This window comes from Nonomuraea sp. 3-1Str (assembly GCF_031570565.1).
Lineage (GTDB): Bacteria > Actinomycetota > Actinomycetes > Streptosporangiales > Streptosporangiaceae > Nonomuraea.
Genome location: NZ_JALHBK010000015.1, coordinates 1 through 12,236, shown reverse-complemented (window position 1 = coordinate 12,236; position 12,236 = coordinate 1). Strand labels below are relative to the sequence as shown.

Sequence of the window (12,236 nt, the reverse complement as noted above, 5' to 3'; positions counted from 1 at the left end):
CCGCTCAGGCCCGACCGGACGTGCTGTCGCCACGCCCGGCCACCGCGGCGCCACGGACCACCGCGACGGGACACTGCGCGTGGTGGAGCACCTCCCGGCTGACCGAGCCCAGGAGCAGCGAGCCGACGGCGCCCAGCCCCCTGGACCCGACCACGAGCAGGTGGGCGCCGACGGAGGCGTCCACCAGCGCGGGGACCGGCGGGCCGTGTCGGAGATCTTCCCTCACCTCGACGTCGGGATACCGCTCCCGCCAGCCGGCGAGCCGGTCGGTGAGGACTGATCCGGTGCCGGGTTCGCTCGAACGCTCCTGCGGCGACCGCCGGGCGTGCACCGCGCGCAGCGCGCACCCACGCGCCCGGGCCTGCTCGAAGGCGAACTCCAGGGCGGGCTCACACCCGGGGGAGTCGTCGACGCCGACGACGATCTCGCGGCCGGACCCGGCGCGCTCAGGCCGGACCACCACCACGGCGCCGGGCGCGTGACCCGCCGTCTGGACGGGCACGGAGCCCAGCAGAGCCCCGGCCGGACCGCCCACGCCGCGGCTGCCGACGACCAGTTCGGCCGCCGTCGCGGCCTGGTCGCGAAGAACCTCGCCCGGCGGCCCCTCGGCCAGGGCGGTCACCACGGCGACGCCCGGCTCGCATTCACCGGCGGCACCGGCCGCCTGGCGGAGCATCCGCTCCCCGGCGGACACTCCGGGGTCGGTCTGGTCCGGCGCGGGCACCCCGTAGGGCCGGTGATCCACCACGTGCACGATGCGCAGGGGCAGAGCGCGGCGGGCGGCGTCGCGGGCGGCCCAGCGCACGGCTGCTACGGCGAGATCTGACCCGTCTGTGCCGACAACAATGTATTCGTCCATTGAGGTCCCCTTCTTCATGACACTCCGACACCGACGGCTCCGCAAGGCCGTCTTCGTGTCCTCGCAGCGTCCGAGGGAAGGGAGTAAGCCGTGACCTGCTGCGCCGAGGTGGATCTCGCCCGGATCGTGGCGGCGGTGTTCGACACCGACGGGGTCGTCACCGACACCGCCCGGGTGCACGCCGCCGCCTGGAAGCGGGTGTTCGACGCGTTCCTGCGCGAGCGGGCCACCCGGTACGGCGAGCCGTTCCGCCCCTTCGACGCCGGGGAGGACTATCTGCGCCATGTCGACGGCAGGTCCCGTACCGATGGCGTGCGTGGCTTCCTCGGCTCGCGCGGCTTGCCGCACGACCCGGACACGGTGCGGGAGCTCGCCTCCCGCAAGGACGCCTGCTTCCTCGCCGAGATCCGTGACCACGGCGTGGCCGCGTTCCCGTCCAGCGTGGAGCTGGCGCGCGAGCTGCGGCGCCGGGGCGTGCGCACGGCCGTCGTCTCGGCGAGCCGCAACTGCGCGGAGGTCCTGCGGGCGGCCGGGGCCGACGGCCTGTTCGACGTGCGGGTCGACGGTGTGGACGCCGCCCGGCTGGGCCTGGCCGGCAAGCCCGATCCCGCGCTGTTCCTGGAGGCGGCCCGGCGGCTCCGCGCGGCACCGGAGCGGACGGCCGTGGTCGAGGACGCGCTCGCCGGGGTGGAGGCCGGGCGGCGAGGCCGATTCGGTCTCGTGGTGGGCGTCGACCGGCACGCCCGGCGCGCGGACCTGCTGGCCGCGGGCGCCGACGTGGTCGTGACCGACCTGGCCGACCTCCGACTGCACGGGAGACGACGTGAATCCCTGGCTCCTGACCTATGACGGCCTCGACCCCGTGCGGGAAGGGCTGAGGGAGGCGCTGACGACGCTCGGCAACGGGTACGTCGCCACCCGGGGCGCCGCCGCCGAGGCGCGCGCCGACGGAGTCCACTACCCGGGCACCTACCTCGCGGGCTGCTACGACCGGCTGACCTCCCAGGTGGGCGGCCGCCCGGTCAGCAACGAGGACCTCGTCAACGCGCCGAACTGGTTGCCGCTGACCTTCCGCACCGGCGGCGGCCAGTGGTTCGCCCCAGGTGACGGGGCCGAGATCCTGACGTGGCATCGGCGGCTCGACATGCTCTCCGGCACCCTGACCTGGCTCGTACGGGTGCGCGACCGCGCCGGGCGGACCACGCGGCTGGAGGAGCGGCGCCTGGTCTCCATGGACGATCCGCACCTGACCGCCCTGGCCGTCACGATCACGCCCGAAGACTGGAGCGGATCGCTGGAGGTGCGTTCCGCGATCGACGGCCGTGTCGTGAACGCCGGGGTCGCCCGCTATCGGGCGCTGGACGGACGCCATCTGGTCCCGATCTCCGCGCACGCCTCCGGCGAGGTGACGGAGGTGCTGGTGCGTACGGCCACCTCCCGGGTGGAGATCGCGCTCGCCGCACGGACCACGATGGCGGGCGCCCGCCGCCACGCGCGCGCCGGCGAGGGCTGGGCCGCGGACGAGCTCGCGGTGGAGGTACGGGCCGGCGAGGCGGTTCACGTGGAGAAGGTCACGGCGGTGCACACCTCGCGGGACCGCGCCATCGCCTCGGCCGGGGAGGCCGCCAGGACCGCTGTCATGAGGGCGGCGGGCTTCGCGGTCCTCCTGGAGCGGCACGCGCGGGCCTGGGAGCGCCTCTGGTCGCGGGCGCACGTCGCCTCCGAGGACGCCGAGGTGCAGCAGATCCTCAACCTGTACGCGTTCCACCTCCTGCAGACGGCGTCTCCGCACGTCGTGGAGCTCGACGCCGGGCTGCCCGCCCGGGGCCTGCACGGCGAGGCGTACCGCGGGCACGTCTTCTGGGACGAGCTGTTCGTCTTCCCCTACCTGGCGCCCCGTTTCCCCGACATCGCGGAAGCACTGCTGCGCTACCGGTGGCGCCGCCTGCCGCAGGCGCGCCGGGCCGCCCGCGACGCGGGCTTCGCCGGCGCCATGTTCCCCTGGCAGAGCGGGAGCGACGGCCGCGAGGAGACTCCCGGCGTGCACTACAACCCGCGCTCGGGCCGCTGGCTGGCCGACCACTCACATCTGCAGCGTCATGTCGGGCTCGCCGTCGCCTACAACGTCTGGCGGCACTACCTGGTGACGAAGGACATCGCCTTCCTGGCCGGCTTCGGCGGGGAGCTGCTGCTGGAGGTCGCCCGCTTCTTCGCCTCGCTGGCCGTCCTGGAGGGCGACCGATACGCGATCCGGGGCGTGATGGGGCCGGACGAGTACCACGACGGCTACCCCGGCAGGGCGGCACCGGGCATCGACAACAACGCCTACACCAATGTGATGACCGCCTGGCTGATGCGCCGCGCACTGGAGATCCTGAACCTGGTGGGTGCCCGCGATGTGACCGATCGGGAGGCCGAACGGTTCACCGACCTGGCCGCGCGGATGCGGGTGGACTTCCATGACGGGGTCATCAGCCAGTTCGAGGCCTACGGCGACCTGCGGGAGCTGGACTGGGAGCACTACCGGGGCCGTTACGGTGACATCCGGCGCCTGGACCGCATCCTGGAGGCCGAGGGTGACACCCCCAACCGCTACAAGGCCTCCAAGCAGGCCGACGTGCTCATGCTCTTCCATCTGCTCGGCGAGGAAGGGGTGGCGGAGCTTCTCACCGGGCTCGCCTACGACTGGGGCCCCGGGGCCGCGGCGCGGACGGTGGACTACTACCTGGCCCGCACCTGTCACGGCTCCACGTTGAGCGCCGTCGTCCACGCCGGGGTGCTGGCCCGTGTCCGGCCGGGCGCCTCGGAGCCGTTCCTGGTGGAGGCGCTCAACAGTGATGTCCGCGACGTCCAGGGCGGCACGACGGCCGAGGGCATCCACCTCGGGGCGATGGCGGGCGTGCTGAGCCTGTTCGGCGCGCCGCCGGCGGACGACTCGCAGCACTAGATCGCGGTGACGTCTCCCGCCTGACCGAGGCCGAGGGCCTGGAGCAGCGCGGGGTCCCACCCGCCGGTGCTCTCGTCGTACAGGGCGAAGGTCGGCCCGAAGGACCAGTAACCCCACGAGAAGCCGTGCTCCTCGGCCAGGCGCCGGTTGACGGCGGCCCAGCGCGCGCGTGAGCCCGGGTCGGCGTTGCCGGAGGTGCCGAACTCGCCGACGAGGATCGGCCTGTCGTGCGCGCGCGCCCACTCCGCCAGGCCGGCGAAGGCGTCGGACAGCACGGAGCGCTCCTCGTGGCTGCCCTGCCACGTCGTGCCCAGCCAGGAGACGGGGTCGCCGAACGGGGTCTCGGTGCCGAGCCAGGTCTCACCCTGCATGGTGAAGGTGATCGGCCAGTACTGGTGGACCGTGACGATCAGGTTGCGGTCGTCCTCCGGCAGGCGGAGGTCGGGCAGGCGCCGCATGTTGTTGTAGGAGGCCGGGCCTATGACGACGGCTCGGGCGGGGTCGGCCTCGCGCAGCGCGGTGAGGACCTGTCGCAGGTAGTCGTTCCAGAGGGGATCGAGCGGGCCGTGGGGCTCGGCCAGGGGTTCGAGCACCACCTGGGCGGGGCGCCCGGAGAAGCGCTCGGCGACCTGGTGGGTGCTGGCGAGCAGCCGGTCGAGGTGACGGAGTGGGTCGGCCATCAGCTCGGGGTCCTGCAGGTTGTTCAGGACGACGCTCAGTCCGCGTTCGGCGGCCTGGTCGAGGAGAAGGTCGACGCTGTCCAGGATCGTCGGGTCCACGGTGAATCGTCCCCGGGATTCGGTGGTGTGCGCGGCCCAGCAGGTCGCCAGCCGGACGGCGGAGAATCCGGCCTCGTGGCACAGGTCCAGATGACGCGGGCCGACCGGGACGGTCCATCCCTGTTCGAGCGCGGCGCCGAAGTCGGCGCCGATGTTGACGGTGCGGGCCAGGAGGCGGTTGGTCTCGTGAGGGGAGGACGTGCTCATCTACCTGCGCTCTTTCGTCGGGGAGTCGGAACCGGGGCCGGGCCAGTGCGTGGCCGGGTCGCGGAGCTGGGTGGTGAACGCGCGTAGCCAGTCGAGTTCGGCCCGGCGCAGGGCCTGAGGGAAGGCGTGGTCGGCCAGGAACACCGGCGCGACGCCGTCTCGCGCGGCGGCGTCCAGGGCGTGGCCGGTTTCGTCGACATGCTCCCGCATGCGCTCGGCGCGGCGTTCGAGGAGGGCGATCACCTCGGTCCTGGGCAACGCGAACATGAACATCAGCGCCACCGTGAAGCCGGAGGTGTCGTCCGCGGGACCGTCGAGCAGTTCGCGCAGCCAGTCACGTAGCGTCGAGCCGCCTGCCTCCGTGATGCGGTAGACGGTCCGCTCGGGCCGGGCGCCCTCGCGAACCGTCTCGCCTTCGGTGATCAGGCCCGCGTCGACGAGGCGGGGCAGGGCGTCGTAGAACGACGCGTTCTTGATCTTCAGAGTGCGGTCGTGGCCGCGTTCGCGCATCTCGACGCGCATGTCGTAGACGTGGCGCGGGCGCTCGGCCAGCAGGCCGAGCACGGCCACGGTCATCGGGGTACGCAGGGGGCGTGCGGGCACCGGAGCTCCAGATAGTCGAACGCGACTAGACGAGTTCGACTATATAGCACGCGCGATCACGTCGGACCGTCCGGCACGGAGTGCCCCGGGCGCAGGCGGCTACCCGCCGGTGTGAGGGTCGGTGCCGGGCCTGGTGAAGTAGGCGGCGCTCTCCGCGTCCGCCGGGTAGTACGACTCGATCGAGACCTCGTCCAGGGTGATGTCCATCGGGGTGCCGAACGTGGTGGTGGTCGAGAACAGCCGCACTTCCCGTCCGCCGAAGCTGAAGATCATCGGGATCACGACCTCGGACTCGATCGGCTGGCTCACGTCCCCGGAGCCGGGCGTCAGCAGTTCCTCGTAGAGCGCGGTGAGCTCGGGGTCGGGAGCAGCGGCGAGCTGACGCGAGATCCGGGTACGGAGCACCGCGCGCACCTGGGCCAGATTGACGATCCGGGGAGCGAGCCCGCGCGGGTCCAGGCCCAGCCGCACCATGTTGATCGGCGGCTGGAGCAGGTCGGGGGCGACGTCCGCGAGGAACGGCTCAAGGGCGCGATTGGTCATCACGATGTTCCATCGGCGATCCACGGCCAGCGCCGGGTACGGCTCGTGTGCGCGGAGCACCCTCCCGACCGCCTCCCAGGCCGCCGACAGCGCGTCCCCGTCGAGCGGCCGCTCGGCGTAGCGGGGCGCGAAGCCGGCGGCGAGCAACAGCCGGTTGCGCTCACGCAACGGCACATCGAGCTGATCCGCGAGCCGGAGCACCATGTCGGCGCTCGGGTTGGACTTGCCGGTCTCCACCAGGCTGACGTGACGAGCCGAGACGTCGGCGGCGATCGCGAGATCGAGCTGGCTGAGTCGCCGGCGATGCCGCCATTCCCGCAACAATTCCCCGACCGTGTGCATGGCCGCCGATGCTACTCCTCGTGCGGCCGTACGCCATGACATGCGAGTTCATCGACAATCGTCGCGACGGCGGAAAAACTGCTCCCATGACTACGCAGAACATGACCACGGACAACAAGAGCATCGTTCAGAAGGCGCTGACAGAACTGGTCGGGACGGGCGACGTCGACGCGCTCGCGCCGTTGCTGAGCGACGACTTCGTCCACCACAGGCCGGATTCGACCTCCTCCACCAAGGCGGAATGGCTCGCCGCCGTACGCGCCGCCCTCGTCCCGCTCGCCGGCATGCAGGTCGAGATCCATCACGTGCTGGCCGACGGCGATCACGTCGTGATGCATTCCCGGCGCCGGCTTCCCGGGGGCGGGCCGGAGATCGTGGTCGTCGACATCTGGCGGATCGACGACGGGCTGATCGCCGAGGCGTGGGAGATCATCGAGCCGGTGGCCCAGGCGGCCGCCAATCTGGTGTGGTGGGAACCCGCTGATCACTGAGCCGGCCTGCCGCCGCCGGAACCTGCGTGACGCCTGGACCGCGGAGCAGACGGAACGGGCCCGGCGAGCGGGGCAGCGGGACTATGCCGGCTGATCGGCCGGTTCGAGCCCGGCCAGGAGGTTGAAGGAGCCGGTCAGCAGGTTGAGGGCGACGAGGCCGGGGAGCTCGGCGATGACGCGGTCGCTCCAGCCGTGCGCCCGGAGGTCGGCGACGTCCTGGTCGGTGATCGAGGACGGCTCGGCGAGCACGCGGACGGCGACGGCGATGAGCGCCGCCTCGCGGGCGTCGGTGGAGGTGCCCTGGCGGGCCAGGGCGATGTCCGCCTCGCTCAGCCCCGCCGCCCGGGCGCCCTGGGTGTGGGCGTCGAGGCAGAGGCCGCAGCCGATCCACTCCTGTACGGCCAGTGAGATCTTCTGGCTGAGGGCGCGGGGGAGCTTGGACCGCTTCATGGCGCGGGAGAAGTCGAGATAGCCCTGGAGCAGCGCGGGGGAGTGGGCCATGGTGGCGACCATCTCACCGACGCCACCTCTCCTGGCGATGATGTCGTCCAGCAGCTCACGGGATCTCCCCGGCGCTTCGGCGGGGTCGAGTGCGGTCAGGCGTCGCATGTGGGTTCCCTTCTCAAGCATCCGGTTCGGGATACTATACCCCCGCACCGTATATGCGAGGAGGTAGGGAATGACACCTGAACGACGACTGTCCGAGCACCTGGCCCGCTGGCTCGGCGCGTGGCCGCCCGCTTCCGGCCTTGACATCGTCGGCGAGCCGGGACGGACGCGGCCCGGCTGGGACGGCAGGCTCCATCCGGTTCTGGGAGTGGCGGGGCCGGAAGGCGGCGTCCTGTCGGTCCCGCCCGAGCATGCCGGGCCGGTTTCGCGGCGATACGCCGCCGACGGTGACCTCGCCGTGGTGGGGCCGCAGGTCCCGGCCATGGTGGGGTATCCGCAGCGGGGATGGTTCACCGCCGTGTACCGGTGGACCCTCCGGCCCCCGACACTGCCCGAGGCCGGAGAGTGGGTCCCCGCGGACGACCCGCACGTCCCGGCGTGGTTGCGGCCCTTCGGCGGCGACGTGCTGGTGGCCCGGGACCAGGAGACCGGAGCTCATCTCGCCGGCGTCGGGATCAAGCGCCACGACGCGTACGGGCACGAACTGGCCGTCGTGACGGCTCCCCAGGCTCAGGGACGGGGGCTGGCACGCGGACTCGTCGCCCAGGCCGCCCGCCGGGTCCTCGACGAGGGGGCGGTCCCCACGTACATGCACGCCCCGGACAACCTGGCCTCGGCCGCCGTCGCCGTGGCGGCCGGTTTCCCCGACGGCGGCTGGACCTCTTTCGGCCTGACCGAAGAGACTCCCTGACGCCCTGCCACACCAGCCGACGGGGGTCAGTCGTCGAGAACCTGGAGGTCGTTGACCGTGTAGGCCAGCGAGGCGCGGAAGCCCATGCCGGTGCGTTCCGGATGGAGGGCGGCCAGTTCCTCGCCACGGGCCGGGAGGAAGGACAGCTCTCCGGACCCGATCCACGCGTTGTCGATGCGCAAGTCGTCGAATACGGCCATGACCAGCTCGTGTACGGCCGGCTTGTCGTGCTGGCCGGCGGTGAGGCGAGGGAAGTGGCGGAGGTTGACGGTGGGCCTGGTCAGCAGTTTTGCCGCGTCGGGGACGGGTTGTTCCAAGGTGACCAGGGCCTCGGCGATGCGCTGCGCAGCGGTCGAGGCGGTGGCGGCGAACCGGCCGCCCGGTTCGACCCGCGGTGTGGCCGGGCTGTGTGCGGCGAAGGCCCTGGTCTGGTGTACGGTGCCGAGCTTCTTGGGAAAGCCCTGGATCCAGCCGCGGGCCAGGGCCGCGTCATTGTCGACGTAGATGTAGGGGCACCAGGCGACGGGCGTGTCCTGCCACAGGGCGTCGATGAGGACCATGAACTCGCGGTACTGGCTGCGCACCGGATCGAGATAGTCCTGGCCATCGGCGGAGAACTGCCAGTCGATGAACATGGCGGTGCCGTGCCCGGATGCCGAGGGATCCGGGGCCAAGCCTGGAGGCAGGGTGGCGGCCGCGGCCTCGGGGGTGGTCCAGAACTCCACCCCGATCACGTCGCCCGCGTAGTGCCACGGGGGTGCCGGGACGAGGTTGGCCTCGCCGCGCGGGGACAGGGGCAGGGTGAAGCCGTGCAGCATGGAATGCCTCCGAACGGGCTGATCAGTTTCATTGACGTCGAAGCCTGTGCCATCGCCCTGAACCCATGGCGTGCCCGAGCGGCGGCCCCGCCGCGAGCCGTTGATCTCCATGCGCCCACTCCTCTCGACCCGCGAACGGCGTGTGCTCAACAATGGGGCTCTGACGCCACAAATTCACCATGGAGTCGGCACAGGCGGGGAGCCGGACATGAGCGGTACGCACTTCACGATCCTGGGCCCGGTGGAAGTGCGCTGGTCAGATGGGCGGGAGCCGTCATTGAGCGGTAAGCAGCGCGCCGTGCTGGCGAGCCTGCTGCTTCATGCCAACACGCTGGTCTCCCGGGAACGGCTGGTGGAGGCGTTGTGGGAGAGGCCGCCCAACTCGGCCGTCGCCAATCTGCACGCCTACCTCACCCAATTGCGCCGAGCCCTCCCACCGGACACCCGCCTGCTCACCAGAGGGACGGGATACCTTCTCGCGGCGACCCCTGAAGAGGTGGACCTGCTCGCGTTCGACCATGCGGTCCAGCTGGCGCAGGACGAGCACGAACACGGCAACGTACGGGGCGCTGTCCGCGAGTACGAGAAGTCACTGTCGCTCTGGCGGGGACATGTGGCCGAGGGCACCGAACTGGCGGGCTGGGCGCTGGCCCGCGCGACTCAGGTGGATGAGCGGCGCACGGCCGTCCGGTTGAGCTGGGCCGAGGCGAAGCTCAGCCTGGGCGAAGCCGGCGACGTGATCGACGTCCTTCGCGCCCTGGTCGCTGAGCAGCCACTCAGCGAGAGTGCGTGGCGCTTGCTCATGCTCGCTCTCGCGCACAGCGGGCATCGTGATGCGGCCCTGATCGCTTATCAGCGGGCCCGCGCCGTCATCGTCGACCAGCTGGGAGTCGAGCCCAGCCGGCAGCTCCAGCGGCTCCAGACGGACATCCTGGCCGGCACCGTGGCCGTCCCGGCACCGCAGACGTGGCAGCGCATCTGCCAGCTTCCTTCGGACATAGCAGATTTCGTGGGAAGAGCCGAGGAACTCGGCCACGTGCTCACGGCGCTACGCCCGGCGCCCCGGAGAACGGCACCGGCCGTCGTCGTACTGAGCGGATCTCCTGGAGTGGGTAAGAGCACCCTGGCCGTGCATGCCGCCCACCGGCTTCGCGACGACTTTCACGATGGTCAGCTCTACCTGAACCTCAGATCCGGCGACACCGCGGGCGAACCCGCCGCGCTCCTCGCCGAGGCTCTCCGCTCACTGCAGTGGCCCGGATCCGACATCCCGGACTCGGTCCAGGCCAGGGCCGCGCTGTATCGGTCGCTGCTGGCGGATCGAGCTGTGCTCGTCGTCCTCGACGACGCCGAGCACGAGAGCCAGGTGCGATGTCTGCTGGCGGGCACTCCGCGCAGCGCCGTGCTGGTGACCAGCCGCGGTCCCCTCGCCACGCTGGCCGGCGCCACCCGCGTCTCGCTCGGCATGCCGTCCGAGGCCGAGGGACAGTCGCTGCTCGAGCGGATCGTCGGCGCGGACCGGGTACGGGGCGAGCCTGAGGCGGCGCGGACGATCGTGCTGGCGTGCGGACAGCTGCCTCTGGCCATCAGGGTGGCCGGAGCCAGGCTTTCCATCAGGCCCGCCTGGCCGTTGCGGGAACTGGCCACGCGGTTGACGGACGGTCGCCCCCTGGACGAACTGACCCTCGGTGAGCTGGACCTCCGCACAACCTTCTCGGTGAGCTACGAGCTGTTGCCGGAGCTGCCCCGCCGTGCGTTCCGGCTGATCGGCCTGTCCGGTATCGGCAGCGTCGCGGAGTGGAGCGTGACCGCGCTGCTGGGCACATCCGTGCGCGAGGCGGACGCGGCGCTGGAGACGCTTGTCGCGGCTGGACTGTTGCGCGCGAGCACAGTCGATCGAAGCGGGCAGACTCGTTACCGCATGCATGATCTCTTGCGGAGATTCGCGGCCGAGCGAGCAGCGACCGAGGATTCACCCCAGCAGCGTCAGACGGCGATACAACGGCTGGTTGACGAGAGCCTGGCGAGACTGCGTGTCGCGGGCCTCGAACATCCGCCGCCGATGGTTCCCCTGATGGCGCGGGCGCGTTCCGGCGGCCATCTCCCCGGCCCAGCCGAACGGATGTCGGCCGAATGGTTGTCGGCCGAGCGGGAGACCCTCCTGGCGGCCGCTCAGGCCGTCCCCTCCGAACCGGCGGCGGAGCTCGCCCTGCGCCTCGTACCGTTCCTCGTCACGAGCGGCCTTCGGGCGGACGCGGTCCGCCTCCTGCAGAACACCGCCCGGCGAGCGCCCGAGCAGGACACGGCGATGCTGGCGCGACTGGCTCTGGCCGACATCGAGCTGGATGGCGAGCGCTTCGCGGCGGCGCGGGACATGTTCCAGTCCGTGTTCGATCACTTCGACGACGGAGAGGACTCTCACGCGGCCGCCTACGCGCTCACCGGCCTCGTCGCATGTGACCTTCTGGCCGTAGAGCCCGGGCAGGGGGCACGAACCGGAATCCGCGCGGCCATGTCACGGTTCGAGTCCGCCGACATCGTCGGACCCCTGCTGGACACATTGGTGGCCATATGCGGGGCACAGCCGCAGGATCACCGGGACACGATCCGCATCTTGCGGCAGACGCTGCTGCTCGCCAAAGACCAACACTACGGCGAACCGGTCATGCGGTTCCTGCGCACCCTCGTGACCGGGATCGTGTGCTTCCGCGAGAATGACCTCCGCGGAGCCATCGATCGTTACGAGGAGAGCCTCGACATCATCGGTGAGCTGGGCTGGGGACCGGGAGAACGCTATGTGTTGCGACGGTTGAGCGAGGGTTACCGCGCTGTCGGGCGATACGCCGACGCGGTGACCGCGCTCCGCCGGCTGTCGCTCATGTCCACCAAGGCCAGTGACATGTACAGCGAGGCGCTCTCGGCCTATCTCCTGGGCGAGATCAGCCTGGACCACGGCCAGCGGCAGGCAGCGGCGAAGCATTTCATGCGCTGCTACGACCTCATGGACGAACACGACCAGCCGACCTGGCGGACCCGCGCGCTTCGCATGATCGACATCGCCCGCGATGGGCAGACGACCGAAGTGTGACGACGCCTGTGCGGTACGCCGGGCGGACCGGCCGCCCGCAGCAGGAGCGCGGGCGGCCGGTGCCTTCAGAGCGTCAGGGTCCATCCGTTGATGTAGCCCTTGTCGCCCTTGGCGAGGTCTTCGGCTTGGAGTTTCCAGGTTCCGCTGGCGGGTGAGGTGCTGGCGTTGACCCAGTAGTTCTCGTCGATGTTGTCGGTGC

At 71.2% G+C, this 12,236-nt stretch carries 12 protein-coding genes; 5 read left to right on the top strand and 7 right to left on the bottom strand.

Annotation, left to right across the window (positions count from 1 at the left end; genetic code table 11):
* Positions 1-4 precede the first annotated feature (4 nt).
* Positions 5-859, bottom strand: a complete 855-nt coding sequence (locus MTP10_RS23520) for a universal stress protein (RefSeq protein WP_310711756.1) — start codon at positions 857-859, stop codon at positions 5-7.
* 90 nt (positions 860-949) lie between these two features.
* Between MTP10_RS23520 and MTP10_RS23515 the strand changes: the two genes are divergently transcribed.
* Positions 950-1,708: an HAD-IA family hydrolase gene (locus MTP10_RS23515; protein ID WP_310711755.1), complete on the top strand. Its 759-nt coding sequence runs from the start codon at positions 950-952 to the stop codon at positions 1,706-1,708.
* On the top strand, positions 1,683-3,806 hold the full coding sequence (locus MTP10_RS23510; RefSeq protein WP_310711754.1) for a glycoside hydrolase family 65 protein: 2,124 nt from the start codon (positions 1,683-1,685) through the stop codon (positions 3,804-3,806). Before MTP10_RS23515 ends, MTP10_RS23510 begins: the two co-directional genes overlap by 26 nt.
* Here the strand turns inward: MTP10_RS23510 and MTP10_RS23505 are convergent.
* From MTP10_RS23505 to MTP10_RS23495, 3 genes are all read right to left on the bottom strand, one after another.
* Positions 3,803-4,792 carry a cellulase family glycosylhydrolase gene (locus MTP10_RS23505; protein WP_310711753.1) on the bottom strand — a complete coding sequence of 330 codons (990 nt, stop codon included), beginning with the start codon at positions 4,790-4,792 and terminating at the stop codon, positions 3,803-3,805. The genes MTP10_RS23510 and MTP10_RS23505 overlap by 4 nt on opposite strands.
* Positions 4,793-5,395 (bottom strand): PadR family transcriptional regulator, encoded by a 603-nt coding sequence (locus MTP10_RS23500; RefSeq protein WP_310711752.1) that lies wholly within the window; start codon positions 5,393-5,395, stop codon positions 4,793-4,795.
* A 99-nt stretch (positions 5,396-5,494) separates the two neighbouring features.
* On the bottom strand, positions 5,495-6,280 hold the full coding sequence (locus MTP10_RS23495) for a helix-turn-helix transcriptional regulator (protein WP_310711751.1): 786 nt from the start codon (positions 6,278-6,280) through the stop codon (positions 5,495-5,497).
* Between the two features lie 20 nt (positions 6,281-6,300).
* On the opposite strand from MTP10_RS23495, the gene MTP10_RS23490 reads away from it, so the two are divergent.
* Positions 6,301-6,771: a nuclear transport factor 2 family protein gene (locus MTP10_RS23490; RefSeq protein WP_310711750.1), complete on the top strand. Its 471-nt coding sequence runs from the start codon at positions 6,301-6,303 to the stop codon at positions 6,769-6,771.
* 81 nt (positions 6,772-6,852) lie between these two features.
* Here MTP10_RS23490 and MTP10_RS23485 read toward each other — a convergent pair whose 3' ends face one another.
* Entirely contained in the window at positions 6,853-7,380 is a 528-nt protein-coding gene (locus MTP10_RS23485; RefSeq protein ID WP_310711749.1) for a carboxymuconolactone decarboxylase family protein, read from the bottom strand.
* A gap of 70 nt (positions 7,381-7,450) precedes the next feature.
* Here MTP10_RS23485 and MTP10_RS23480 point away from each other — a divergent pair, with 70 nt between their 5' ends.
* Positions 7,451-8,131: a GNAT family N-acetyltransferase gene (locus MTP10_RS23480; protein WP_310711748.1), complete on the top strand. Its 681-nt coding sequence runs from the start codon at positions 7,451-7,453 to the stop codon at positions 8,129-8,131.
* A 26-nt stretch (positions 8,132-8,157) separates the two neighbouring features.
* Here MTP10_RS23480 and MTP10_RS23475 read toward each other — a convergent pair whose 3' ends face one another.
* Positions 8,158-9,060 carry an acetoacetate decarboxylase family protein gene (locus MTP10_RS23475; protein ID WP_310711747.1) on the bottom strand — a complete coding sequence of 301 codons (903 nt, stop codon included), beginning with the start codon at positions 9,058-9,060 and terminating at the stop codon, positions 8,158-8,160.
* Between the two features lie 97 nt (positions 9,061-9,157).
* Between MTP10_RS23475 and MTP10_RS23470 the strand changes: the two genes are divergently transcribed.
* Positions 9,158-12,037, top strand: a complete 2,880-nt coding sequence (locus MTP10_RS23470; RefSeq protein ID WP_310711746.1) for a BTAD domain-containing putative transcriptional regulator — start codon at positions 9,158-9,160, stop codon at positions 12,035-12,037.
* Between the two features lie 65 nt (positions 12,038-12,102).
* Here the strand turns inward: MTP10_RS23470 and MTP10_RS42025 are convergent, their stop codons facing one another.
* Entirely contained in the window at positions 12,103-12,225 is a 123-nt protein-coding gene (locus MTP10_RS42025) for a proprotein convertase P-domain-containing protein (RefSeq protein WP_397334483.1), read from the bottom strand.
* Positions 12,226-12,236 lie beyond the last annotated feature (11 nt).

Bases quoted from the DNA above. Each gene is read 5' to 3' on its own strand.
- MTP10_RS23520 (WP_310711756.1), bottom strand. From the start codon at position 859: ATGGACGAATACATTGTTGTCGGCACAGACGGGTCAGATCTCGCCGTA.
- MTP10_RS23505 (WP_310711753.1), bottom strand. From the start codon at position 4,792: ATGAGCACGTCCTCCCCTCACGAGACCAACCGCCTCCTGGCCCGCACC.
- MTP10_RS23495 (WP_310711751.1), bottom strand. From the start codon at position 6,280: ATGCACACGGTCGGGGAATTGTTGCGGGAATGGCGGCATCGCCGGCGA.
- MTP10_RS23485 (WP_310711749.1), bottom strand. From the start codon at position 7,380: ATGCGACGCCTGACCGCACTCGACCCCGCCGAAGCGCCGGGGAGATCC.
- MTP10_RS23480 (WP_310711748.1), top strand. From the start codon at position 7,451: ATGACACCTGAACGACGACTGTCCGAGCACCTGGCCCGCTGGCTCGGC.
- MTP10_RS23475 (WP_310711747.1), bottom strand. From the start codon at position 9,060: ATGGAGATCAACGGCTCGCGGCGGGGCCGCCGCTCGGGCACGCCATGG.
- MTP10_RS23470 (WP_310711746.1), top strand. From the start codon at position 9,158: ATGAGCGGTACGCACTTCACGATCCTGGGCCCGGTGGAAGTGCGCTGG.